At 71.4% G+C, this 23075-nt stretch carries 23 protein-coding genes; 6 read left to right on the top strand and 17 right to left on the bottom strand.

Features of this window, described 5'->3' with window-relative positions; all coding sequences use genetic code 11:
- Positions 1 to 18: 18 nt before the first annotated feature.
- The 3 genes from BLT97_RS31665 to BLT97_RS38100 all read right to left on the bottom strand — a co-directional run bounded on the left by BLT97_RS31665 (position 19) and on the right by BLT97_RS38100 (position 2393).
- Positions 19 to 360 carry a hypothetical protein gene (locus tag BLT97_RS31665; protein WP_143041421.1) on the bottom strand — a complete coding sequence of 114 codons (342 nt, stop codon included), beginning with the start codon at positions 358 to 360 and terminating at the stop codon, positions 19 to 21.
- A gap of 141 nt (positions 361 to 501) precedes the next feature.
- A complete protein-coding gene (locus tag BLT97_RS31660; RefSeq protein ID WP_093616487.1) occupies positions 502 to 2088 on the bottom strand; it encodes an FAD-binding oxidoreductase in 1587 nt (528 codons plus the stop codon).
- 131 nt (positions 2089 to 2219) lie between these two features.
- On the bottom strand, positions 2220 to 2393 hold the full coding sequence (locus BLT97_RS38100; RefSeq protein WP_176953957.1) for a hypothetical protein: 174 nt from the start codon (positions 2391 to 2393) through the stop codon (positions 2220 to 2222).
- Between the two features lie 120 nt (positions 2394 to 2513).
- Here BLT97_RS38100 and BLT97_RS31655 point away from each other — a divergent pair, with 120 nt between their 5' ends.
- Both BLT97_RS31655 and BLT97_RS31650 read left to right on the top strand, forming a co-directional pair.
- Positions 2514 to 3491 (top strand): SCO4651 family lipoprotein, encoded by a 978-nt coding sequence (locus tag BLT97_RS31655; RefSeq protein ID WP_093616407.1) that lies wholly within the window; start codon positions 2514 to 2516, stop codon positions 3489 to 3491.
- Between the two features lie 175 nt (positions 3492 to 3666).
- Entirely contained in the window at positions 3667 to 3852 is a 186-nt protein-coding gene (locus BLT97_RS31650) for a hypothetical protein (RefSeq protein ID WP_093616405.1), read from the top strand.
- A gap of 51 nt (positions 3853 to 3903) precedes the next feature.
- Here the strand turns inward: BLT97_RS31650 and BLT97_RS31645 are convergent, their stop codons facing one another.
- Positions 3904 to 4275, bottom strand: coding sequence for a metal-sensitive transcriptional regulator (locus BLT97_RS31645; RefSeq protein WP_093616403.1), 372 nt, complete (start codon positions 4273 to 4275; stop codon positions 3904 to 3906).
- A gap of 350 nt (positions 4276 to 4625) precedes the next feature.
- Between BLT97_RS31645 and BLT97_RS31640 the strand changes: the two genes are divergently transcribed.
- A complete protein-coding gene (locus BLT97_RS31640; protein WP_093616401.1) occupies positions 4626 to 5246 on the top strand; it encodes a DUF47 domain-containing protein in 621 nt (206 codons plus the stop codon).
- Positions 5247 to 5252: 6 nt separating this feature from the next.
- The gene (locus tag BLT97_RS31635) at positions 5253 to 6251 is read left to right on the top strand and encodes an inorganic phosphate transporter (RefSeq protein WP_093616399.1); all 999 of its coding nucleotides are present in this window, start codon (positions 5253 to 5255) and stop codon (positions 6249 to 6251) included.
- A 340-nt stretch (positions 6252 to 6591) separates the two neighbouring features.
- Here BLT97_RS31635 and pstB read toward each other — a convergent pair whose 3' ends face one another.
- From pstB to BLT97_RS31575, 12 genes are all read right to left on the bottom strand, one after another.
- A complete protein-coding gene (gene pstB, locus BLT97_RS31630) occupies positions 6592 to 7368 on the bottom strand; it encodes a phosphate ABC transporter ATP-binding protein PstB (RefSeq protein WP_093616397.1) in 777 nt (258 codons plus the stop codon).
- Positions 7369 to 7441: 73 nt separating this feature from the next.
- Complete coding sequence (pstA, locus tag BLT97_RS31625; RefSeq protein WP_093616395.1) at positions 7442 to 8515, bottom strand: phosphate ABC transporter permease PstA; 1074 nt, start codon at positions 8513 to 8515, stop codon at positions 7442 to 7444.
- A complete protein-coding gene (gene pstC / locus BLT97_RS31620) occupies positions 8512 to 9522 on the bottom strand; it encodes a phosphate ABC transporter permease subunit PstC (protein ID WP_093616393.1) in 1011 nt (336 codons plus the stop codon). The genes pstA and pstC overlap by 4 nt, the downstream gene beginning before the upstream one ends.
- 147 nt (positions 9523 to 9669) lie before the next feature.
- Entirely contained in the window at positions 9670 to 10800 is a 1131-nt protein-coding gene (pstS, locus tag BLT97_RS31615; protein ID WP_093616485.1) for a phosphate ABC transporter substrate-binding protein PstS, read from the bottom strand.
- Between the two features lie 310 nt (positions 10801 to 11110).
- The gene (locus tag BLT97_RS31610) at positions 11111 to 11530 is read right to left on the bottom strand and encodes an NUDIX hydrolase (protein WP_093616391.1); all 420 of its coding nucleotides are present in this window, start codon (positions 11528 to 11530) and stop codon (positions 11111 to 11113) included.
- A 79-nt stretch (positions 11531 to 11609) separates the two neighbouring features.
- Positions 11610 to 12629 carry a CHAD domain-containing protein gene (locus BLT97_RS31605; protein WP_342742801.1) on the bottom strand — a complete coding sequence of 340 codons (1020 nt, stop codon included), beginning with the start codon at positions 12627 to 12629 and terminating at the stop codon, positions 11610 to 11612.
- A complete protein-coding gene (locus BLT97_RS31600; RefSeq protein ID WP_093616387.1) occupies positions 12610 to 14835 on the bottom strand; it encodes an RNA degradosome polyphosphate kinase in 2226 nt (741 codons plus the stop codon). Before BLT97_RS31600 ends, BLT97_RS31605 begins: the two co-directional genes overlap by 20 nt.
- A gap of 277 nt (positions 14836 to 15112) precedes the next feature.
- Entirely contained in the window at positions 15113 to 15955 is an 843-nt protein-coding gene (locus BLT97_RS31595) for a hypothetical protein (RefSeq protein WP_093616385.1), read from the bottom strand.
- Entirely contained in the window at positions 15952 to 16836 is an 885-nt protein-coding gene (locus tag BLT97_RS31590; RefSeq protein ID WP_093616383.1) for an ABC transporter ATP-binding protein, read from the bottom strand. Before BLT97_RS31590 ends, BLT97_RS31595 begins: the two co-directional genes overlap by 4 nt.
- Positions 16833 to 17228 carry a GntR family transcriptional regulator gene (locus BLT97_RS31585; protein WP_093616381.1) on the bottom strand — a complete coding sequence of 132 codons (396 nt, stop codon included), beginning with the start codon at positions 17226 to 17228 and terminating at the stop codon, positions 16833 to 16835. Before BLT97_RS31585 ends, BLT97_RS31590 begins: the two co-directional genes overlap by 4 nt.
- 131 nt (positions 17229 to 17359) lie before the next feature.
- Positions 17360 to 18286 carry a mycothiol synthase gene (gene mshD / locus BLT97_RS31580; RefSeq protein WP_093616379.1) on the bottom strand — a complete coding sequence of 309 codons (927 nt, stop codon included), beginning with the start codon at positions 18284 to 18286 and terminating at the stop codon, positions 17360 to 17362.
- A 35-nt stretch (positions 18287 to 18321) separates the two neighbouring features.
- Entirely contained in the window at positions 18322 to 18879 is a 558-nt protein-coding gene (locus BLT97_RS31575) for a cupin domain-containing protein (protein ID WP_093616377.1), read from the bottom strand.
- Between the two features lie 184 nt (positions 18880 to 19063).
- Between BLT97_RS31575 and BLT97_RS31570 the strand changes: the two genes are divergently transcribed.
- Both BLT97_RS31570 and BLT97_RS31565 read left to right on the top strand, forming a co-directional pair.
- A complete protein-coding gene (locus BLT97_RS31570) occupies positions 19064 to 20905 on the top strand; it encodes a bifunctional metallophosphatase/5'-nucleotidase (RefSeq protein ID WP_093616375.1) in 1842 nt (613 codons plus the stop codon).
- A gap of 104 nt (positions 20906 to 21009) precedes the next feature.
- Positions 21010 to 22155, top strand: a complete 1146-nt coding sequence (locus BLT97_RS31565; protein WP_093616373.1) for an LmeA family phospholipid-binding protein — start codon at positions 21010 to 21012, stop codon at positions 22153 to 22155.
- A gap of 58 nt (positions 22156 to 22213) precedes the next feature.
- On the opposite strand, the gene BLT97_RS31560 is transcribed toward BLT97_RS31565, so the two are convergent.
- Entirely contained in the window at positions 22214 to 23011 is a 798-nt protein-coding gene (locus BLT97_RS31560; protein ID WP_093616371.1) for an alpha/beta fold hydrolase, read from the bottom strand.
- Positions 23012 to 23075 lie beyond the last annotated feature (64 nt).

Here is a 23075-nt window from a genome sequence, read left to right as displayed (position 1 = left end):
CGGCGTCCGCCGCCCGCTCTAGCCCGCCGAGTTGACGGTCTGTGCGGTCAACTGCGGCTCAGCTGCCGCCTGTTGGGCCGCGACCGTGACCTCCGTGCCCGGCGGTTCGGGGCTCACCGTCCCCGCCTGCTCCCTGTCCTCCGCCTGGCGGCGGCGCATCAGCTTCAGGCCGTAGCCGCCGGCCACCGCGGCGACCGCGGCCGAGGCCAGGGCGAGGGGTCCTGCTTCGGGGTGCGTGGCGGCGAACTCGCCGGTGCCGGAGGCGGCGGCCGCGGGGCTCGCCCCTGCGGCGAGCAGCATCGCGGCGGCGGCGACGGAGCCGAGCGGGGCTATTCGGGTACGGGTCCTCTTCGTGCTCATGCTGACCTGCCCTCGGGTTGCGGGAACGACCGATGCCTCCAGGGCACCCCCGGGGCGGGAACTGGGCCACCCGAGGGCGTGTCGGGTGGGCCGGACGGGGGGCGGATACCGCCGGATGGGGGGGCGTGCGCTCCCGGCCGCTCAGAGCGCCTGCGGGAAGGCGAACAGGCGCTCCGGGTCGTACCTGCGCTTGACGCGGGTCAGACGGGGCGCCGCCGGACCGTAGTACGCCGTGCGCCAGCCGGACAGCGTCGGGTCCGCATAGTTCTGGTACGCCGCACCCGAGGCGTACGGGCGCATCGCCCGGCGCGCGGAGGCCAGCCAGGCCTGTGCACCGGTGCCCGCGGTCCCGGCCTGCCAGCCCGCCTCGTACTGCACGAGCACCCGCTGGCGGCGGTGCACGAACGCGGTGGCGGTCGGGGCCACCCGGTTCACCGCACCGCCCAGGGCGGTGAGCGAGACCGAGACGTCACGCGCGTCGGCCCGCCCGCTCAGCAGTCCGGTCAGCGCCGCGATCCCGGCCGCGGGCAGCTCGCGGGCGAAGAAGTCGGAACGGGCGGCATACGTGGCCCGGCCGAGCACGCCCGCCTCCTCGCGGCCGGGCAGAGCGCCCGGCAGATGGCACGCCTCGTCCGAGGAAGAGGCGCAGCCCGCGTAGAACTCCATGGCCTCTTCGTACGATCTGCGCTGGAGCGAGACCGAGGAGGCGGAGGCGCCGATCGCGTCGGCGAGCCGGTCCACGGCGTTCTGCAACTCCCCGTACGTGCCGAGCGAGAACGCGATGACGCGCACCGACGGCCGGCCGCCGGACTCGACCCCGATCCGGCACTGCGACCAGATCTCGTCCGGCTGCCCGGGACCCCACCGCTGCCAGGCCCGCACCACGTCGGCCGCGCGCTCCCCGGGCCAGAACATGGCGCAGGTCACCGCCCGCGGCGCCGGATGCGTGGTGAAGCCCAGCTCCGTCACCACACCGAACTGGCCGGCCCCCGCGCCCCGCAACGCCCAGAAGAGATCGGGGTGTTGGTCCGTCGTGCACACCAACTCCCGCCCGTCCGCGGTCACCAGCGTCGCGCTGGTCAGGCTGTCGCAGGTCAGTCCGTACGCACGGGAGGCGACCCCGTGCCCGCCGCCGAGCGCGAGGCCCGCGATGCCCACGCTCGGGCACGAACCGGCCGGCAGCGTCGCGCCCTTCGCGGCCAGCGCACGGTAGACGTCGATCAGGCGCGCGCCCGCGCCGATGCTCGCGCTCGCGCCGCCCGCCCGTATCCCCGAGAGCCGGGAGGTGTCGAGGATCAGGCGTCCGTCCCCCGAGGACCAGCCCGCATACGAGTGGCCGCCGCCGCGCACCGCGACCGGGGTGCCCGTGCGCCGGGCGAACGCGAGCGCGGTCCGTATGTCCTCGCTGCCGGCGACGTACGCGACGGCCGCGGGCCTGAGCGCGTCGAAGCGGGTGTTGAACAGCTGCCGCGCGGTGTCCCAGTCCGCGTCCCCGGGGCGCACCAGCTCGCCGTCGAGATCCTCGGCGAGGGCCGGCCAGTCCGGGGTACGGGCGGACGGCCCCCGGCTGGGGGGCCCGTCGGGCGGGGGCGGGGAAGCGGTGGTGCCACCGCCCCGGCTCTCCTCCCCGCCGGAGCCGCCGGAGCCGCCTGAGCCGCCGCTGCACGCCGCCGCGGCGGCCGCGCACGCGAGCGTGGCCCCGCCGATGATGGCCGTACGCCGGTCCATGTTCCGCACGTGGTCCATGAGTTCCGTGTACCCGCCCTCCGCCTGCGGACGTGCCCGTCGCAGGTACGGACGGCTGCGGCCGCGGAAGGGTTCCGTGGCGCCGGCGGAGCGCGGCCCGGGGCCCGCCGGGGTCAGCCGCCCGCGTGCTCCAGCGCGTCCGATCTGGCCTTGGACCGTGCCCTTCGGGCCGGTCCGCGCCACCCGCAGGTGCAGTGCGCGACACAGAACTTGCCCTGCTCGACCGTGCTGGTGTGGTGCACGGCGGCCTGGGCGGGTGCGGCCGGAGGTGGTGGCTTTTGTTGCACGTTTCAACCGTAACGGCCCACGGGCCGTGCTACAGGCCCGTGACGGGTGCCGTTACCAGTCGTTAAGCGGAACACAAGGGGGCCCGCGTACGGACGGCCAGTGTTGGGGGTAGGCAGGCGATGGTGGTGCAGCAGCTCGAGGGGCGTCGCAGCGGCAGGAGCCGGCGCCTCCTGGCCGCTCCGGTGGGTGCGGGCCTGGCCGCGCTGGTCCTGGCCACGACAGGCTGTTCGCCGGGCGGTGCCGCCGCGGACGATGCGGGCGGCGATCCGCGCGAAGTCCTGCGGCGCGCGGCCGACGAGCTGGTAGAGGCCCGCACGGCACGGGCGCGCACCTCGATGGAGATGGCCTCGGGCGGGACCCGCGTGACGATCCGCGGCGCCGGCACGTACGACTTCGTACGGCGGGTCGGCGAGCTCGAAGTGCAGCTGCCGCAGGACCCCTCGGGCGCCGAGCCGCAAGCTCCGATCACGGAGATGCTTGCGCCCGGCGCCCTCTACATGAAGAACCGCGGCGCGGGCGTGCCCGCCGACAAGTGGGTCCGCATCGACACCGCCTCGCTCTCGGACGGCAACCTCGTCACGGGCGGCGCCACCGACCCGCTCACGGCCGCCGAACTGCTGCGCGGCGCACACTCGGTGGAGTACGTGGGGCCCGCGGAGGTGAACGGCACGGCGGTGCGGCACTACCGGGGCGTGACCGACCTGGCGCGCGCGGCCGAGTTGGCGCCGAAGGAGAACAGGGCCGTGCTCCGGGCGGCGGCGAAAGGGTTCAGCACGGACACCGTGCCCTTCGACGCATACCTCGACGACCAGGGGCGGCTGCGCAAGATCCGCCAGGAGTTCAGCTTCGCCAACGGGCAGACGGACGGCGGGAGTCAGGGGGCGAAGCCGGCGGGCGGCACCGAGGCCGGATCCGGCGCGGAGACCGGCTCGGGGTCCGGGTCCGGTGCAGGATCCGGTTCGGGGTCCGGCGCGGCGTCCGGCGCCGAGGGGGTCGCCGTCGTGTCGACGACCTGGCTCGACGCGTTCGGCACCAAGGCCTCGGCCCGGCTGCCCGAGGCCGAGGACATCTACGCCGGGAAGATCGCGACAGGCTGAGAAGGCGGGCTCCGGCCGCGCCGATCCCGAACTCGCCCTGCGGGCAGCCGACTTCACGCCCGAAACGGCCCACCCGAAATGGTCCATACGTGCCATGCGCGTTCCGTAGACCGCTCCCTACTCTAGGAAGTCGGACTCGGGACGAATCTGCGACCGCCGACGGCGGAAAGAGGTGATGTACGTGGCGCCGGCCCAGAGCAGGGGAGCGGTTCAGGACCACGTCGCCCTCGCCGAGATCGAGCTGTGCGGCGACCTCATCATCGCGGCCTCGGCCGCGGACGAGGAGCGGCTCAGCGCGGACCGGATCGACGAGGTGCTGAGGGTGGGGGATCTGCGCGGGGAAGGCGAGGGGGAGAGGTAACCGGAGAGGTTGCCGGGCCAGGGGCGCGCGGTCGGCGCCCCCGCTCCCGCCTCAGGTCCGCAGCAGTCGCGCGATCGCCTTCGTCGCCTCTTCGACCTTCGCGTCGATCTCCTCGCCGCCCTTGACGGCCGCGTCCGCCACGCAGTGGCGCAGGTGCTCCTCCAGGAGCTGGAGCGCGAAGGACTGGAGGGCCTTGGTCGAGGCCGAGACCTGGGTGAGTATGTCGATGCAGTAGACGTCCTCGTCGACCAAGCGCTGAAGGCCGCGGATCTGGCCCTCGATGCGGCGCAGCCGCTTGAGGTGCTCGTCCTTCTGCTTGTGGTAGCCGTGGATCCCGCGGTCGTGGTCCGTGACCACGGCGGGCGCGGTCTCCGTCGCGGTCGCGCTGCCCGCCTCGGCGGCGCCGGCCTCGGTGGTGGTCATCCCGTCCTCCTCATCGCGTACACCGGACCCTGCCGGTATACCCCTGGTGGGTATATGGTACTCGACACGCTCATTTCGGCCACAGCTCTCGCGCTGTGCCGACCGGCCCATCGGGCCGTGCCGCCCGCTCGCCGGCCCCCGGGCCGACCTGCCCGGGGTGTTTCTCCCCGTCACCGGGCGGCCGCACGCCCGCCGCCTGGGCGCCATCGCCCGGTGAGGCCCCCGTCACGGGAGGGCCCGTGCTGATCACTGTGCCCGATGGGCGACACTGGGGAGCGGCCGGTTAGCCGTGGCCGGTTGATGCGCCTAGCATCAGCCTCACCGAATCCGAAGCACCCCGAGGACCCCACGTGCGTTTTCGTCTGACCCCCAGGGAGACGAGCTTCTACGACATGTTCGCGGCTTCCGCGGACAACATCGTGACGGGCTCGAAGCTCCTCATGGAACTGCTCGGGGCGGATTCCTCCGCCCGGGCCGAGATCGCAGAGCGTATGCGGGCCGCGGAGCACGCGGGAGACGACGCCACGCATGCGATCTTCCACCAGCTGAACTCCTCGTTCATCACGCCCTTCGACCGCGAGGACATCTACAACCTCGCGTCGAGCCTCGACGACATCATGGACTTCATGGAAGAGGCCGTCGACCTCGTCGTCCTCTACAACGTCGAAGAGCTGCCCAAGGGCGTGGAGCAGCAGATCGAGGTGCTCTCGCGCGCCGCCGAGCTGACCGCCGAGGCCATGCCGCACCTGCGGACCATGGACAACCTCACGGAGTACTGGATCGAGGTCAACCGTCTGGAGAACCAGGCCGACCAGATTCACCGCAAGCTCCTGGCCCAGCTCTTCAACGGCAAGTACGACGCCATCGAGGTGCTGAAGCTGAAGCAGATCGTCGATGTGCTCGAGGAGGCGGCGGACGCGTTCGAGCACGTCGCCAACACCGTGGAGACCATCGCGGTCAAGGAGTCCTGAGGCTTCGTGGACACCTTCGCTCTGGTCGTCACCATCGGTGTCGCCCTCTTCTTCACGTATACGAACGGCTTCCACGACTCCGCGAACGCCATCGCCACATCGGTCTCCACGCGTGCGCTGACGCCCCGCGCGGCGCTCGCGATGGCCGCGGTGATGAACCTGGCCGGTGCCTTCCTCGGCAGCGGCATCGCGAAGACGGTCTCCGAGGGCATCATCGAGACGCCGCACGGCTCCAAGGGGATGTGGATCCTCTTCGCCGGCCTGGTCGGCGCGATCGTCTGGAACCTCATCACCTGGTACTTCGGCCTGCCCTCGTCCTCCTCGCACGCCCTGTTCGGCGGCCTGGTGGGAGCGGCGCTCGCCGGCGGGATCGGGGTCATCTGGTCCGGGATCGTCGAGAAGATCGTGATCCCGATGTTCCTGTCGCCGGTCGTCGGCCTCGTGGCCGGTTACCTGGTGATGGTCGCGATCATGTGGATGTTCCGCCGTGCGAACCCGCACAAGGCCAAGCGCGGCTTCCGTATCGCCCAGACGGTGTCCGCGGCGGGCATGGCCCTCGGCCACGGCCTCCAGGACGCGCAGAAGACCATGGGCATCGTGGTGATGGCGCTGGTCATCGCCGATGTCGAGAAGCCCGGCGACCCGATCCCCGTGTGGGTCAAGGTGGCCTGTGCGGTGATGCTGTCGCTCGGTACGTACGCGGGTGGCTGGCGGATCATGCGGACGCTCGGCCGCAAGATCATCGAGCTGGATCCGCCGCAGGGGTTCGCGGCGGAGACCACGGGCGCGGGGATCATGTTCACCACCGCGTTCATCTTCCACGCGCCGATCTCCACGACGCATGTGATCACCTCGGCGATCATGGGTGTGGGGGCCACGAAGCGGGTGAACGCGGTGCGGTGGGGTGTCGCGAAGAACATCATCCTGGGGTGGTTCATCACGATGCCGGCGGCGGCGTTGGTGGCTGCGTTCAGCTTCTGGTTGGTGAACCTCGCGTTCCTGTAGGACGCGTATGCGCTGAAACGTGGCGGGGCCTGCTTTCTTCTGAGGGCGGGCCCCGCTTCTGTTGGCGAGGGTTCCGCCCCGGACCCCCACTTTCAGCCCCTCCGGCGCTTGAGGAGATCCGGCCGCAGGCCGGATGCGGGGTCCGGGGCGGAGCCCCGGTTTCGGGAAGGGGCGGGTAGGGGAATTTGCGCGCCGCAGGCGCCCAGGCGCGCCCCCACCGGCGCGCAGCACCCCAGGCCGGGCACCCCCGAACACCCAAAAGGGCCCGCCCCCAAGAGGGGGCGGGCCCGGGCCGGGCGGTGGCACCGCCATGCAGCACCGCTCGGCGGAACCGGGGGGCCTAGCCGAAGCGGCCCGAGATGTAGTCCTCGGTCGCCTGGACCGACGGGTTGGAGAAGATGCGCTCCGTGTCGTCGATCTCGATGAGGCGGCCGGGCTGGCCGACGGCGGCCAGGTTGAAGAAGGCCGTGCGGTCGGAGACACGGGCGGCCTGCTGCATGTTGTGCGTCACGATGACGATCGTGAAGCGCTCCTTCAGCTCGCCGATCAGGTCCTCGATCGCCAGGGTGGAGATGGGGTCCAGGGCCGAGCAGGGCTCGTCCATGAGGAGGACCTGGGGCTCGACGGCGATGGCCCGCGCGATGCAGAGGCGCTGCTGCTGACCGCCGGACAGGCCCGAGCCGGGCTTGTTGAGGCGGTCCTTGACCTCGTTCCAGAGGTTCGCGCCGCGCAGGGACTTCTCCACCACGTCCGCGAGCTCGGACTTCTTGTAGTTGCCGTTGAGCTTCAGGCCCGCCGCCACGTTGTCGAAGATCGACATCGTCGGGAAGGGGTTGGGGCGCTGGAAGACCATGCCGATCGTGCGGCGCACGTTCACCGGGTCCACCGCGGAGGCGTACAGGTCCTCGCCGTCCAGGAGGACCTTGCCCTCCACGCGGCCGCCGGGGGTGACCTCGTGCATGCGGTTGAGGGTGCGCAGGAAGGTCGACTTGCCGCAGCCGGAGGGGCCGATGAAGGCCGTCACCGAGCGGGGCTCGACCGTCATCGAGATGTCTTCGATCGCCTTGTGGGAGCCGTAGTACGCGGTCAGGCCGCCTACGTCGATTCGCTTGGCCATGGGGATCACTGCTTTCGGGAAGTGCGGGGAGAGGGTCGCTGAGCGGCTCCGTCGCCGGAGCCTCATGGCCGCGTCAGCGGCCCGTCTTGGGGGCCTTCCAGCGGGCGATGCCGCGGGCCACCAGGTTGAGGAGCATGATCAGGATGATCAGGGTGAGGGCCGCCGCCCACGCCCGGTCGTACGCCGCGGGAGAGCCGGCGCTGTTCGCGTACTGCTGGTAGATGTACAGCGGCAGCGAGGCCTGCGGGCCGTCGAACGGGTTGGTGTTGATCAGCGGGTTGCCCCAGACCAGGAGCAGCACGGGCGCCGTCTCACCGGCGATACGCGCCACTGCCAGCATGACACCGGTCGTGATGCCGCCGAGCGAGGTGGGGAGCACGACCTTCAGGATCGTGCGCCACTTCGGGACGCCCAGGGCGAGGGAGGCCTCGCGCAGCTCGTTCGGGACGAGCTTGAGCATCTCCTCGGTGGAGCGGACGACCACCGGCATCATCAGGATCGCGAGGGCCATGGCGCCGGCGAAGCCGGAGTAGCCCTGGCCGAGGATCAGGATCCAGAAGCTGAGGATGAACAGGCCCGCGACGATCGACGGGATGCCGGTCATGACGTCGACGAAGAACGTGACGGCCTTGGCCAGCTTTCCGCGGCCGTACTCGACCAGGTAGATCGCCGTGAGGAGACCGACCGGGACGGCCATGAGGGTGGCGAGGCCGACCTGCTCCAGGGTGCCGATGAGGGCGTGGTAGATGCCGCCGCCGACGTCGGTGTCCGCGAGGACGCCCATCGAGTGGGTCAGGAAGTAGCCGTCGAGGACCTTGATGCCGCGGGCCACCGTCTCCCAGATCAGGGAGACCAGCGGGATCACCGCGAGCAGGAACGCGACCCAGACGACGCTGGTGGCCATCCGGTCCTTGGCCTGGCGACCGCCCTCGACCTTGGCGGCCAGGAGGTAGGTGACCAGGAGGAACAGGATCGAGGCGATCAGGCCCCACTGGATCCGGCTGTCGAGGCCGCCCGCGAGACCGATGCCGCACCCGGCGGCCACGGAGCCGGCCGCGATGACGTACGGGGCCCACTTCGGCAGGCGCGCTCCGCGCAGCGTGGAGGGCGCGGGCGGCGGGGTCTGGGTGTTCAGTGCGTGGCTCATGCGTTGGCCCCCGAGTACTCCTTGCGGCGGGCGATGATCGCGCGGGCCGCGCCGTTGACCAGCAGCGTGATGACGAACAGCACCAGGCCGGAGGCGATCAGGGCGTCACGGCCCTGCTCGGTCGCCTCGGAGAACTTGCTGGCGATGTTCTGGGCGAAGGTGCCGCCGCCCGGGTCGAGGATGCTGGCGTTGATGAGGAAGCTCGGGGAGAGCACCGTGGCGACGGCCATCGTCTCGCCGAGCGCGCGGCCGAGGCCGAGCATCGAGGCGGAGATGATGCCGGAGCGGCCGAAGGGCAGCACCGACATGCGGATGACCTCCCAGCGGGTCGCGCCGAGCGCGAGCGCCGCTTCCTGGTGCATCTGGGGCGCCTGCCGGAAGACCTCACGGCTGACGTTGGTGATGATCGGCAGGATCATGATCGCGAGCAGGATGCCCACGGTGAGCAGCGAGCGCGGGGCGCCGCCCTGCCACTCGAAGACCCCGGTCCAGCCGAAGAACTGGTCGAGCCAGCTGAACAGGCCGGTCAGGTGCGGCACCAGGAACAGGGCGCCCCACAGGCCGTAGACGATGGAGGGCACCGCGGCGAGCAGGTCGACCACGTAGGCGATGGGACCGCTCAGCTTGCGCGGCGCGTAGTGCGTGATGAAGAGCGCGATGCCGACGGCGATCGGGACGGCGATGACCATCGCGATGATCGACGAGACGATCGTGCCGAAGGCGAGGACCGCGATACCGAAGTACGGCGGGATGGCGTTGGCGTCCCACTCGAAGGTGGTGAGGAAGTTGCCCTCGTTCTTCGACAGGACGATCGACGCGCGGTAGGTCAGGAAGGCCGCGATGGCGGCCATGATCAGCAGGAGCAGGATGCCGGACCCGCGGGAGAGGCCGAGGAAGACCCGGTCACCCGGGCGGGTGGCGCCGCGGGCGGCGGCCTTGTGCGAGATCGGCTTCGGCTGCGCGTCCTGCGGTGGGGGAGGTGCTGTCGTGGAAGGTGATATGTCCATGGGAGTCTCCGGTCTGCGGAGCGTGCCGTGCGGTCTGCGGGCGGCGGCTCCTGGAGCGTCAGCGTGTGCTGCTGCTCCTGGCGGCGGTGCACCGGACGGTGCGGCGGGCGGTCACGTACTGCGACCGCCCGGCCGCACTCGGTTCCATTAGCTCAGGGCGGCGATGGTCTCGCGAACCTTGGCGTTGATCTCGGCCGGGATCGGGGCGTAGCCCTGGTCCTTCAGCGTGGCCTGGCCCTCCTCGGAGGCGGCGTAGCCCAGGAAGGACTTCACGGCCGGCAGGGTCTCGGCCTTGTTGCCCTTCTCGCAGACGATCTCGTACGTCACCAGGGTGATCGGGTAGGCGCCCTCGGCCTTGGTGGCGTAGTTGAGCTCGAGCGCGAGGTCCTTGCCCTTGCCGACGACCTTGGCGTCGGCGATCGCCTTGGTGGCGTTGTCGACGTTGGCCTCGACCGGGGCGGAGGCGCCGGTGTCGATCGCGACGGTCTTGATGCCGTCCTTGGCGTAGCTGAGCTCCATGTAGGAGATCGAGCCGGAGGTCTGCTTCACCTGCTGGGCGACACCGGAGGAGCCCTGCGCGGACTGGCCGCCCTTCGGCTCCCAGGCCTTGCCCGGCTCGTACGGCCAGGCGTCGGGCGCGGCGGCCTTCAGATACTTGGTCAGGTTGTCCGTGGTGCCGGACTCGTCCGAGCGGTGGAAGGCCTGGATCTTGGTGTCGGGAAGCTTGGCGTCGGGGTTCAGCTTCTCGATCTTCGGGTCGTTCCAGGTGGTGATCTTGTTGTTGAAGATCTCGGCCAGGGTCTTGGCGTCCAGGACCAGCTTGTCGACACCCGGAACGTTGTAACCGACCGCGATCGGGCCGCCGACCATGGGCAGGTCGATGGCCTGCGAGTCCTTGCAGACCTTCGCGGACTCGGTCAGCTCGTCGGGCTTGAGCGCGGAGTCCGAGCCGGCGAACGCGGTCTGGCCCTGGAGGAAGGCGGTGACGCCCGCGCCCGAACCCTCGGCCTTGTAGTTGATCTGCACGCCCTTGCAGGCCGCCGTGTAGGCCTTGATCCAGGTCTGGATCGCGTTGGCCTGCGCGGAGGAGCCGTTGGCGAGCAGCTGGCCCTTGGCATCGTCGCACTTGATGTTGGACGTGTCGGGGGCGGCCGCGGTGTTGGTACCGCCGGAGCCGCCGCTCGTGTCGTCCGAGCCGCACGCCGTGAGGGCCAGGGCGCCGGAGACGGCGAGAGCACCGAGGGTGAGGGCCCGCCGGTTCATGCGCTGAAGCTTCACTTTCGGGAGTTCCTTCCAGGAGCCGCCGTCGTCGGAGCGGCGTGCGATGTCGTGTGACATAGGAAATCTGTGTGGCCCGCTGGAGGGCCCGTAGGTATCTCGTGCGTATCGCGGCGGGGTGCCGGCCGCTTTTTGTCAGCGACACGCACCGCGTACAGCCGAAATTAGGCAGGACAGGTGAAGCCGCCGATGGCCGAGAGTGAACGGCAGGTGAACCTACGCGGTCCGTGTGGTTAGGTCACGGTCCGATTACGCCCAATCCGTGCGGCGGAGTGGGACGGGTCACGCCGGTACGGGTACGGGGGCGGACTCAGGCGCGGCTGAAATGCGCCAGGAGCTCGTCGATGAGCGTCCGGTCCCGGGGCTGGGTCACCCGGGAGCGTGCCGCCGCGGGGGAGAGCCAGAGCAGGCGGTCTACCTCGCGGTTGGGCTGGAAGCGGCCGCCGGTGCAGCGGGCGGCCCAGTAGTGGACGACCTTGGGGCGGCCGCCCGTGAAGTAGCTGACCGACGGCAGGCGCGGGCCGGGCTCGCAGGTGTGGCCGGTCTCCTCCTCGACCTCGCGCAGCGCGCCGGCCAGGGCGTCCTCGCCCCGCTTGAGCTTGCCCTTCGGGTGCGACCAGTCGTCGTACTTGGGCCGGTGCACCAGGCAGATCTCCAGGGAGTCGTCCACCGGGGAGCGGCGCCACAGGACGCAGCCCGCGGCGCGCACCAGCTCGGAGGGGGCGCTCACGGCGCGCTCACCGGGCCCGAAGGGGTGCCCGCCCCGTGCGCGCCGCTCACCCCGTACACCCCGCCATCCGCCCGCCGCCTCACGGCGTGCTCACCGCCGCCCCGCTCTCCACCCGCTGCCACGCCCCCTTGAAGGCGAAACGTGCCGCCTCGACCTCGTGCCGCTGGTCGGCGTGCAGGACGCCGAGCGCGTAAGCCGTGGCCGGGGCGATTCGGGGGGTGCGGGCGGCGGCGGACGCGGCCGCCGCCGCCTCGGCCGCGTCGCGGTGCCGGTCGAGGGCGCGGCTCGCGGTGACGAGGTGGGGCGCGAAGTCCCGTACGCCCAGCGCCTCCTGGGCGTAGCGGTGCAGGCGCAGGAGCAGCCGGACCTGGTGCCAGGGGGTGTCCTGGGTCTCGGGCGCGCCGTCGGAGGCGAGGCCGTGCACCAGCGCTTCCGCGTTGTACGGATGGCCGGCCCGCACCAGCGGGAGGGTCTGCACGGCGTCGCAGAGGCGCGCCTCCACGTCCGCGGCGAACGGCGCGAGCCGGTGCGCCGCCGCGTCCTTGCGCAGCGGTACGTCGCTGGCGAGCACCGCGACCCCGTCCGCGACCGCGTGGAAGCGGGAGGAGCCGAGGGCCTGGAGCGCGGTGGAGTGGGCGCGGGTGCGGGCCAGGGTGAGCTGCCGGTCGAGCAGCGCGCCCGCCTTGGCGGCGCCCACGGTGAGCTGGCCGGTGCCGGCCGTGGCGGCCTGCGCCGGGATCGGGGCGGTGCTGCCGGCGAGGCGCTGGAGCGCGGTCAGCAGCCGCTCGAGACGTTCCGCGTACGCGTGCTCGCGCGCCAACGTGCCCGAGAGCCAGGCGAGTTCGGTGCGCAGCTCGTCCGACCAGCTCGCGTCGAGCAGCGGCCGGAAGGTGTGCAGGGTGCCGCTGATGCGGCGGGCCGCGCGGCGCAGCGCCATCGCCGAGGACGAGGCCTCCGGTGCGCCGCTCTCGCGGTGCTGGCGCAGCGCGCGCAGGAATTCCGTGGCCTGGTCCTGAAGGTATCGGACCAGGTCCTCCGAGCCGCCGTCCGCGGGGTCGGCCCCCGCGGCCTTGCTGCGGTCAGGGTTTCGCTGAGCCACGCCGGCGCCTCCGCGCGTCGATGAGCATCTCCTGCACATTGCGCAGGGGCTGTCCTTCGGGGTCCTGCGCGTGCCGGGTCCAGTCGCCGTCGGGGCCCAGGTGCCAGGACGAGGTGGTGTCGGACATACCGGTCTCCAGGAGCCGGTTGAGTGCTGCCCGGTGGGCCGGGTCGACGACCCGGACGAGTGCCTCGATACGGCGGTCGAGGTTGCGGTGCATCATGTCGGCGCTGCCGATCCACACTTCGGGCTCGCCGCCGTTGCCGAAGGCGAACACGCGCGAGTGCTCCAGGAAGCGGCCGAGGATGGAGCGGACCCGGATGTTCTCCGAGAGGCCCTCGACCCCGGGCCGGATCGCGCAGATGCCGCGCACCCACACGTCGACCGGCACGCCCGCCTGCGAGGCGCGGTAGAGCGCGTCGATGATCGCCTCGTCGACGATCGAGTTCACCTTGATACGGACGTGTGCGGGCCGGCCCGCGCGGTGGTGCTTGACCTCGTCGTTGATCCGCGAAATGAGGCCGTCCCTGAGGGACTTGGGGGCCACGAGCAGGCGGCGGTAGGTCTCGCGGCGCGAGTAGCCGGACAGGCGGTTGAAGAGGTCGGAGAGGTCCGCGCCGACCTGCGAGTCGGCGGTCAGCAGCCCCAAGTCCTCGTACAGACGGGCCGTCTTGGGGTGGTAGTTGCCCGTGCCCACGTGCGAGTAGCGGCGCAAGGTGTCGCCCTCCTGCCGGACGACGAGCGACAGCTTGCAGTGGGTCTTCAGGCCGACGAGCCCGTACACGACATGGCAGCCGGCCTCCTCCAGCTTGCGGGCCCACTTGATGTTGGCCTGCTCGTCGAAGCGCGCCTTGATCTCGACGAGGACGAGCACCTGCTTGCCGGACTCGGCGGCGTCGATCAGGGCGTCCACTATCGGCGAGTCGCCCGAAGTCCGGTACAGCGTCTGCTTGATGGCGAGCACGTCCGGGTCCGCCGCGGCCTGTTCCAGGAAGGCCTGCACGGAGGTCGAGAAGGAGTCGTACGGGTGGTGCAGGAGCACGTCGCGCTCGCGCAGCGCCGCGAAGATGTCGGGCGCCGAGGCGGACTCGACCTCGGCGAGGTCGCGGTGCGTACCGGCCACGAACTTCTGGTACTTGAGCTCGGGGCGGTCCAGCGAGGAGATGTTGAACAGGCCGGTCAGGTCGAGCGGACCCGGCAGCGGATAGACCTCCGCCTCGGAGATCTTCAGCTCGCGGATCAGCAGATCGAGCACGTACCGGTCGATGGACTCCTCGACCTCGAGCCGCACCGGCGGCCCGAAGCGGCGCCGCATGAGCTCCTTCTCCAGGGCCTGGAGCAGGTTCTCCGCGTCGTCCTCTTCCACTTCGAGGTCTTCGTTGCGCGTGACCCTGAACATGTGGTGCGCGCGCACCTCCATGCCAGGGAACAGCTCCTTGAGGTGCGCGGGCGCTGAGATCACGTCCTCGATGGGCACGTACCGGCCGGGCGAGGCCTCCAGGAAGCGGTTCAGCAGCGGCGGCACCTTGACCCGCGCGAAGTGGTTGTGACCGCTGACGGGATTGCGTACGACCACCGCGAGATTCAGCGAGAGACCCGAGATGTACGGGAAGGGGTGGGCCGGGTCCACGGCCAGCGGGGTCAGCACGGGGAAGATCCGCTGCCGGAACAAGGTGAAGAGCCGGGCCTGCTCCTTCTCGGTGAGATCGCCCCAGCGGACGATCCCGATGCCCTCCTCGGCCAGCGCCGGGCCGACGTCCTCCTGGAAGCAGGCGGCGTGCCGGGCCATCAGCTCGCGCGTGCGGTTCCAGATCAGATCGAGCACCTCGCGCGGCTGCAGGCCGGAGGCGGAACGGGTGGCCACACCGGTGGCGATACGGCGCTTGAGGCCGGCCACGCGGACCATGAAGAACTCGTCCAGGTTGCTGGCGAAGATCGCGAGGAAGTTCGCCCGTTCGAGCAGGGGCGTGTGCGGATCCTCGGCCAGTTCGAGCACGCGCTCGTTGAACGCCAGCCAGCTGCGCTCACGGTCCAGGAACCGTCCCTGCGGCAGCTCGGCGCCCTCGCCGTCCTCCTCGTACGCGTCCAGATCGGCGTCGAGGTCGGGCTCGAGGTCGGAGACCGCGGCGGCCACGGTGTGCGGCCGGTGCGCGGCTATGGAACCGACGGAGGGCTGGGCGTGCACGGGGACCTGGGGCGTGTTCATGTACTCATTGTTCCGCCTCGTGGCGAATCCAGCCGCCGCGTCCTCGGAGCCGTCTCGGACGAGGTGGGGGCGCTCCGGCGGGGAGGTGGTCGGGCTCTCGGAAGGGGCCTGCATCCACCGAGCGTCGCAAGGCCGTCTGAATCGTTGGTTACGGCGACATGACGTGCAGGACATCGTGGGGCGACCCCGGGGGTTCGTCCGCCCCCCGGGGTCGCCCTTGCCGTACGCGCCTCCCCCTGTCAGGGCGTACGGCGGCTTATGGGTCGTGTGCGGCCGGTCAGGGGGTGCGGCGGCGCAGCAGCCAGAAGGCGGTGGCGGTGAGGGCCGCCGTCAGGGCCAGGACGATCCCGGTCTCCATGAGCTGGAGCGGCCAGAAGTGCTTGGCCGGGTGGTCGTCGATCCCGCCCGCCGACCACCAGCCGCGCAGTGTCATGGAGGTGCTGTCCGTGGGCCAGAGCTGGTCGCGCATACGGTGGAGGCCCTCGAGGACGAGCAGCATGGCGACCATGGCGATGCCCATCGCGGGCAGAACGCGGCGTACCGCCACCGCGGTGAGAGCGCCCACTGCCAGTGCGCACAAGAGGTACGCGACGGCGACGGGGCCGCGGTCGACGTAGGTGTCCGGGTAACTCCAGCTGTTGCGCAGGCCTGGGGGCGCGTCCTGCCACATCCAGCGGTACAGCAGGACCAGGGCGGTGCCGCCCACGGTGAGGAGTATGGCGGGCACGAGCAGTTTCGAAGCCAGCCAGCGGGCCGGCGAGACGGACTGGGTCCAGGCAAGCGCGGCGGTCCCGTTCTCCAGTTCGCGCGCGATGAGGGCGCCTGCCGCGTATGCGGCGATCCCGTAGCTCATCCAGGCGATGACTGTGGCCAGCGTGCTGGCCTCGCCGGTCCAGTCGAGGAGCACCGAGGGTGCCGGTTCCCTGCAGTCGCGCAGGCCGGGCTGCGCCGGGATGGCGCATCCGCTGTCGAGGCTGCCGGCCTCGATACCCCGGGAACGCACCCACAGCAGGGAGCCCACCATCAGGGTGAGGAACAGCCCCCCGAGCAGCAGCGCGACCCGGTGCAGCCGGAGCACCGCCCACGTCAGCCCCCGAGGGGCGAACGACATCGTGCTCATACGGCAGCCTCCTCGGGCACAGCCGGACCGGACGCCGTGCGCAGATGCGCGAGGACGATCTCCTCCAGGGACGGCTCCACCGCATCCCAGCCCGGCGGCAGCGCCTCCCCGCGCCGAACGAGCGCCGTCGCGCCCCGGCCGGCCGGGCGGTGCTCCACGACGCGCTGGCCGTCGAGCGGGCCGGTCCCGGTGAGCAGCACATGGGAGGACACCAGCTCGTCCACCGCGCCCGCGAGCCGCACCCGCCCACCGCCGAGCAGCACCAAGTGGTCGCAGGTCCCCTCCAGTTCGGGCAGCACGTGCGAGGACATCACGATCGTCGTGCCGTGCTCGGCCGCCTCGGCCATCAGCGCGCCCATCAGCTCCTGGCGCGCCACCGGATCCAGATCCGCCATCGGCTCGTCCAGCAGCATCAGACGGGCCCGCTTGCCGAACGCGAGCGCGAGGGCGACCCGCGTGCGCTGGCCGCCCGAGAGTGAGCGGATACGGGCCTTCGGGTCGAGTCCGCCCTGCTCGTACGCGATCGTCTCGGCGGCCGACGCGGACCACCGCCCCGAGGACCGGTTCAGCTCCGCGCCGAGCCGGAGCACCGACGCCACCGTGAGCTGCGCCGGCAGCGGCTTGGACTGGGCGACGTACGCGACGTCCGCGCGCGCCCCCGGAGGCACCGCACCGAGTACCTTCAGCTCGCCGCCGGAGGGCCGGAGCAGACCTGCCGCGAGCGCGAGCAGCGTCGACTTGCCCGCGCCGTTCGGGCCGACCAGACCGCAGACGCGGCCGGCCGGCACGGCGAAGGTGCAGTCGTCGAGCACGCGGGCCCGCCTGCGTCCGTACCGCATCACGAGGCCCGACGCCTCAACTGCCCACTCCGGCCCGCTCATCCGGCCTCCCCCTCGCGCCCCTGCGGAAAGTGTTCTTCGAGTACGGCGGCCGCCAGGGCCAGCGCATCCTCCCGCTCAAGCCCCTCCGCCCGCGCCCGCTTCGCCCACGCCGCCAGGTCCGCCCGCAGTCCGTCGTGGTCCGCGCGGCCCAGCGTGCGCCGTACGAAGGTGCCCATGCCGCGTCGTGCCTCGACCAGGCCCTCGCGCTCCAGCTCGCGGTAGGCCTTGAGCACAGTGTTGGGGTTGATCGCGGTCGCCGCCACCACCTCGCGTGCGGTGGGCAGTTGGTCGCCGACGTCGAGCAGCCCGAGGCGCAGCGCCTGCTTCGTCTGCTGGACGATCTGGACGTAGGTGGCCACACCGCTGCGCCGGTCGATCCGGTACGCGAACACACTCTCAACCCCCTTTCACTAATTGAATAGTGAAAGGGTGGACGAGGAGAGGGGCCGCGTCAAGAGGCGCGGCCCCTGGGGGAGTTGGGGAGTCGGAGCGTCGGAGCGTCGGAGAGTCGGGGGCTCCGGGCTCAGGACTCGGTGCGGTACATCAGGTCGGTCTCGTACGTGGAGAAGCCGAGCCGCTCGTACACCGTGACCGCCGCCTTGTTGTCCGCGTCCACGTAGAGCATCGCCGTCGGCAGTCCGGCCGCCGCCAGGTGGCGCAGGCCGGTCGCCGTCAGGGCCTTGCCGAGGCCGCCGCCCTGCGCGCCGGGGCGCACCCCGACCACGTACACCTCGCCGAGCCGCTCCCCTTCCGAAGCGGGATGCACCTTCGTCCAGTGGAAGCCGATCAGCTCCCCGTCGCGGAAGGCGAGGAAGAAGCCGGCCGGGTCGAACCACGGCTCGGCCTTGCGGTCGTCGAGGTCGCGCTGGGTCAGGGAGCCCTGCTCGGGGTGGTGGGCGAACGCCTCGGCGTTGACCCGCAGCCAGGCCTCGTCGTCCTGGCCGGGGACGAACGTGCGGATGGTCACGCCCTCGGGGAGCACCGGCTCCGCGAAGGCCGAGGGGTCCAACGGGCGGCGCATCTGGCGCAGTTCGCGGAACAGCGTGAGGCCGAGGATCTGGGCGAGATGGCGAGCCGACGCGTGCCCGCCGTGCGCCCACACGCGCAGCCGCTTGCCGGTGGCCGAGAGCAGCGCCTGGCCGAGCGCGCGGCCGTGGCCGCGGCCGCGGTGGCCGGGGTGGACGACCAGTTCGCCCGCCGGTGCCTCGACCGGGTCGGTGTCCTCCAGCTGGGCGTAGCCGACGAGTTCGCCGTTCACCGTGAGCAGCAGATGGCGCACCCCCTCGCGGGGGCCGCCGCGCAGCTGGAGCCTGCCCTGCTCGGACACGGCCTGCTGGCCGTCGGTGCGGGCGGCCTCGGCGAGCAGGCGCGTCACGGCCTCGATCTGCCCGGGGGCGAGGGCATCCAGGGTTTCCAGGGAGCGTACGGGCGGGGTGGCTGCGTCAGTCATGCCCCGAGCGTACGGCGCCGTCCGGGGCGTGTGGCTCAGCGCGTCTCCAGCTCCGCACGCCACACCGGGCTGTCCACGTAGTGGTTGTCGTAGCGCTCGGAGGAGTCCTTGATCTCCTGCGGGCTCGCCTCGCCGCGCAGCACCCGGCCGAGCAGCCGCAGGTAGTCGAAGCGCGGCATCCCCGGCGTGAACACGAACAGCACGTCGGCGGTGGAGCCGGGCGCGGCCGCGAAGGCGTGCGGGGTGTGCGGCGGTACGTGCAGGAAGTCACCGGTTTCCAGGAGTTCGACCTGATCGTCGATCAGGACCCGCAGCCGGCCGCCGAGTACGAAGAAGAGCTCCGAGGCGCGGGTGTGGAAGTGGGCCGGCGCGCCGACGGCTCCTTCGGCGAAGGCGGAGCGGTAGGAGGTGACCGGGCTGCCGTCGGTGCCGTAGTCGGCGAGCAGCGTCATGACGGCGCTGGGGTCGCTGGTGGTCTCGGCGTCGGCGGCGCGCGTGATCAGCGGCTTCAGGGGCGGCAGGGGATTGGAGGGCTTCACGGTGGTGTTGACCTGCGGGTTTTCCGTCTTCTGCTGCGTCGTCTCGTTGCTCATGGGTCAAATCTACGGCCGGAAAAGACCCGTGGTGGGGTGCATTTGGTGACCGGAATCCGGGGTCAATTTTGGTGTACCGTCCGCCCCGGACACCCCGCAGTAGCCCAGTCGTAACCCGCAACCCCCTGTCGCGCTACGCGCGTTGACTCTAGGCTCGCCCCCACTGTTGGACAGAGGGGAACAGATGTCAGTGACACCACAGCGGCACCGCACGCGCGGCCGCCTGATCGCCGGCGTGACGGCGCTCGCCGCCGCCGCTTCCGTCGCGGCGGCCCTGCCCGCCGGAGCCGAGGACGCCGGCCGGGGCCACGGGCACGGCAACGGGAACGGACACGGCCGCACGGTCGACGTGCAGCTCCTTTCCTTCAACGACTTCCACGGCAACCTCGAACCCCCGGCGGGCAGTTCGGGCCGGGTCGCCGAGCTTCAGCCGGACGGCACCACGAAGGACATCGACGCGGGTGGCGTCGAGTACCTGGCCACGCACCTGCGCGAGGCGCGCAAGGGCCACAAGTACTCCGTCACCGCCGCGGCCGGCGACATGATCGGCGGCTCGCCGATGCTGTCGGGCCTGTTCCACGACGAGCCCACGGTCGAGGCCCTGAACAAGCTCGACCTCGACGTCTCGTCCGTCGGCAACCACGAGTTCGACGAGGGCCGCGCCGAGCTCGCCCGGATGCAGAACGGCGGCTGCCACGCCGAAGAGGGCTGCTACGAGGAGGGCAAGGAGTTCGGCGGCGCCGACTTCCCGTACCTCGCGGCCAACGTCACGGACGAGAAGACCGGCAAGCCGATCCTCAAGCCGTACACCGTCTGGAAGAAGGACGGAGTCAAGATCGGCTTCATCGGTGTGACCCTGGAGGGCACCCCGGACGTCGTGACCGCCGAGGGCGTCAAGGGCCTGAAGTTCCACGACGAGATCGAGACGATCAACAAGTACGCGAAGGAACTGGACCGCCAGGGCGTCAAGTCCATCGTGGCCCTGATCCACGAGGGCGGCGAGCCAGCCTCGCCCGCGTACAACTACAACTGCGACAGCCCGGGCGCCGGCGACGGCATCTCGGGTCCGATCACCGACATCGCCAAGGGCGTCACGTCCAAGGTCGACGCGATGGTGACCGGCCACACGCACGAGGCGTACGTCTGCACCATCCCGGACCCCTCGGGCAAGCCCCGCATGGTCACCTCGGCCTCCTCCTTCGGCAAGGCCTACACGGACACCACGCTGACGTACGACCGCCGCACCAAGGACATCGTGCGCACCTCGGTGAAGTCGGCCGAGTCCGCGAACCACGTCGTCACCCGTGACGTCACCAAGGCCGCGGACATGAGCGAGCTCATCAAGCGCTGGAGCACGCTGGCCGCGCCGATCGCCAACCGCCCGGTGGGCTTCATCGCCGGCAACATCGACGGCCGCGGCGCCAAGACGCTGGAGACCCCGCTCGGCGACCTGATCGCCGACGCGCAGCTCGCGTACGCCAAGACGCTGGATCCGGAGACGGACCTGGCGCTGATGAACTCCGGCGGCATCCGCGGCGACCTCGTGTACAAGGCGAGCGGCGCCGAGGGCGACGGCGTCGTGACGTACGGCGAGGCCTTCACGGTCCAGCCGTTCGGCAACACGGTCAACCTGATCGACCTCAAGGGCTCACAGCTGATCACCGCGCTCCAGCAGCAGGTCAGCGGCACCAACGAGGCCTCCCCGCGGATCCTTCAGATCTCGCAGGGCCTGACCTACACGCTGGACCTGACCAAGACGGGCGCGGCCCGCGTGCTGGCGGACACCATCAAGCTCAACGGGCAGCCGCTGGACCCGAACGCCACCTACCGCGTCGCGCTCAACCAGTTCCTCGCGGGCGGCGGCGACGGCTACACCGAGCTCGGCAAGGGTGCCAACCCGCTGGTCGGCGGTGAGGACCTGGTCGCTTTCGAGGACTACCTGAAGGCCAACTCCTCGGCGGCCGCCCCGCTCCCGGTGCCGAAGGCGGACCGCATCACCATCGTGCAGAAGCCCGCGGGGCAGTAATGCGCAGAGCCGTGGCCCGCACGGCGTGAAGCGGCTCACTTCCGCGGTGAGTTGAGTCACGAAGGGGTTGCGGTGGGGGGACGTACGCGTGATCGGATGAACCGATGCGTACGTCCCCCCACAGCTTTTCCACGCATCCCCCCTACGGCCCGGTGCACGACGAGGATGAGGAACCCTGGGAGCCGCCCCAGCACCGGCGCGGCGGCCGCAGGCGCCGGCGCAACCGCTTCGCGGGCCTGCCCCTCGCCGCCAAAGCGCTCGTCCTGCTCCTGGCCGCGGCCGCCTTCCTGGTCCTCGCCGACCGCTGGGCCCTGCTCTACGCCGAGCACAGGACGGCCGGGAAGCTGAAGGACTCCCTGGACCTGGCGGCCGCGCCCGAGGTCGAGATCGAGGGCTTCCCCTTCCTGACGCAGCTCCTCGACGGGCGGATCGACGAGGCGCGGGTCGCGGTGCCCGACGTGGCGGCCGACCGGGTCTCGCTCGCGAAGGTGTCGGCCACGGCCTCGGACGTACGGATCGAGGGCGCACCGCTCTCCGTGCGGGGCGCCTCGGTGGACGAGATGAACGGCGAGGTGCTGCTCTCCTTCGAGGACCTGAACCGTGAACTGGGCGCCTCCCAGGTCACGTTCACCGCGCAGGGCCGCGACCGGGTGCTCGCGCGCGGGACGCTGCCGGTCGCCGGCCACGACCTGAAGCTGTCCGCCGACGCGCGGATCCGCCGCTCGGGCCCGGACGGGATCTCCACGCGGATCGGCGGCATGCGCCTGGACATCGGGGACCTGGCGACCTACCGCCCCGGTACGAAGCCCTCGCAGGGGCTGCACCTCACCCGGAAGTCGGCGGACGCGGTCCGCTCCTCGCAGCGGAAGCTCAAGTCGCTCTTCGAGGTTCCCGAACTCGTCGACCGCCTCGGCGTCCCGCCGTCCACGGTGCAGCGGGCGCTGCGCGAGGAATCGGAGCTCGCCTCCCTGGCCGGCACCCCGCGCTTCGTGCGCGCGCTCACCGGGCTCAACCTGATCGACGTGGCGATGGACCACCCGGCCCTGCTGAAACAGCTCGGCCTCGACCCGGCCCTCCTCGACGGCCTGTCCCGGCTGACCCGCCCGGCCCTCGCGGACCGCCTCGCGCTCGGCTTCCGGCTGCCCGAACTGCCGGACGGTGCAGGCGAGTTGACCCTGCGCGACGTACGGGTCGAGCGGGACGGCATCCGGGTGGAGCTGGCCGGGTACGGGGTGTCCTTCGGCGGGTGAGCCGGTGGGCGGGCCGGGGTGTTCCGGTGCGCCGGCCGCACCCCGGCGGGTGCGCCGTTCACAACCCGGCGAGGAACTCGCGTACGGCCCGGTGGAAGCCCTCCGGGTCCTGCGCCTGCACGAAGTGGTCCGTGTCGAGCCGTACGAGCGTCGTGTGCGGCCGGCGCGCGGCCATCTCCTCGGCCGTCTCGCCGGGCAGCGCCTGGCTCTTGCGCCCGTTGACCAGCAGTGCGGGCACGGAGCTGCCGAGCCAGGCGTCCCAGTGCGAGCCGTGCACCGCGTTCTCCGAGTCGACGGTGTCCTGCGGGTGGAAGGGCAACCGCCAGCTGCCGTCCGGCTGTTGGCGGATCCCGCGGCCGATCATCCGGCCGACGGGACCCGTCGCCTCGATCAGCTCCTCGCGCGTCGCGGCGGTGTACGGGTAACCGAGCACGAACGACAGCGGGCTCGGCCCCTCCGGCATGACGACCGGACCGTCCACGTCCACGAGCGCCGCGACGAGATCGGGCCGCCGGGCCGCCAGATACATCGCGTTGATCCCGCCGAGCGAGTGCCCGAGCGCGACGACCGGCCCGGGCGCGAGGTGTTCGAGCAGGGCGACCAGATCGTCCACGTACCCGTTCCGGCCGTAGTCGGCGGCCCGGTCCGAGTCGCCGTGCCCGCGCTGGTCCGGTGCGATCACCCGCCACTCGGAGCCGAGGGCGAGGGCGAGCGCGGTGAACGAGGCGCCCTCGGCGAGATGGCCGTGCAGCGCGAGCAGCGGCCGGCCCGCGCCGCCGGTGTCCAGATAGGACAGGCGGCGCCCGCCCAGGTCGAGGGAGGAGCGGGTGAACGGCGAACGGGTGGATCCGGTCATGGCGAAGCTCCTTGGGGCGGTGGCCGGTTGGCGCGACACCAGGAACTATACGCACGTTTAATAC

The sequence above is a fragment of the Streptomyces indicus genome (genome assembly GCF_900100315.1).
GTDB lineage: Bacteria > Actinomycetota > Actinomycetes > Streptomycetales > Streptomycetaceae > Streptomyces > Streptomyces indicus.
The sequence above is the reverse complement of the archived record's forward strand: the minus strand, read 5'-3'. Positions and strand labels throughout refer to the sequence as shown.

What these genes read in the sequence shown, in the direction of transcription:
- BLT97_RS31655 (WP_093616407.1), top strand. Translation starts at nt 2,514, where the DNA reads ATGGTGGTGCAGCAGCTCGAGGGGCGTCGCAGCGGCAGGAGCCGGCGC.
- BLT97_RS31650 (WP_093616405.1), top strand. Translation starts at nt 3,667, where the DNA reads ATGTACGTGGCGCCGGCCCAGAGCAGGGGAGCGGTTCAGGACCACGTC.
- BLT97_RS31560 (WP_093616371.1), bottom strand. Translation starts at nt 23,011, where the DNA reads ATGACCGGATCCACCCGTTCGCCGTTCACCCGCTCCTCCCTCGACCTG.
- BLT97_RS31570 (WP_093616375.1), top strand. Translation starts at nt 19,064, where the DNA reads ATGTCAGTGACACCACAGCGGCACCGCACGCGCGGCCGCCTGATCGCC.
- BLT97_RS31575 (WP_093616377.1), bottom strand. Translation starts at nt 18,879, where the DNA reads ATGAGCAACGAGACGACGCAGCAGAAGACGGAAAACCCGCAGGTCAAC.
- mshD (WP_093616379.1), bottom strand. Translation starts at nt 18,286, where the DNA reads ATGACTGACGCAGCCACCCCGCCCGTACGCTCCCTGGAAACCCTGGAT.
- pstB (WP_093616397.1), bottom strand. Translation starts at nt 7,368, where the DNA reads ATGGCCAAGCGAATCGACGTAGGCGGCCTGACCGCGTACTACGGCTCC.
- BLT97_RS31665 (WP_143041421.1), bottom strand. Translation starts at nt 360, where the DNA reads ATGAGCACGAAGAGGACCCGTACCCGAATAGCCCCGCTCGGCTCCGTC.
- pstA (WP_093616395.1), bottom strand. Translation starts at nt 8,515, where the DNA reads ATGAGCCACGCACTGAACACCCAGACCCCGCCGCCCGCGCCCTCCACG.
- BLT97_RS31565 (WP_093616373.1), top strand. Translation starts at nt 21,010, where the DNA reads ATGCGTACGTCCCCCCACAGCTTTTCCACGCATCCCCCCTACGGCCCG.
- pstC (WP_093616393.1), bottom strand. Translation starts at nt 9,522, where the DNA reads ATGGACATATCACCTTCCACGACAGCACCTCCCCCACCGCAGGACGCG.
- BLT97_RS31600 (WP_093616387.1), bottom strand. Translation starts at nt 14,835, where the DNA reads ATGAACACGCCCCAGGTCCCCGTGCACGCCCAGCCCTCCGTCGGTTCC.
- BLT97_RS31660 (WP_093616487.1), bottom strand. Translation starts at nt 2,088, where the DNA reads ATGGACCGGCGTACGGCCATCATCGGCGGGGCCACGCTCGCGTGCGCG.
- BLT97_RS31595 (WP_093616385.1), bottom strand. Translation starts at nt 15,955, where the DNA reads ATGAGCACGATGTCGTTCGCCCCTCGGGGGCTGACGTGGGCGGTGCTC.
- BLT97_RS31645 (WP_093616403.1), bottom strand. Translation starts at nt 4,275, where the DNA reads ATGACCACCACCGAGGCCGGCGCCGCCGAGGCGGGCAGCGCGACCGCG.
- BLT97_RS31590 (WP_093616383.1), bottom strand. Translation starts at nt 16,836, where the DNA reads ATGAGCGGGCCGGAGTGGGCAGTTGAGGCGTCGGGCCTCGTGATGCGG.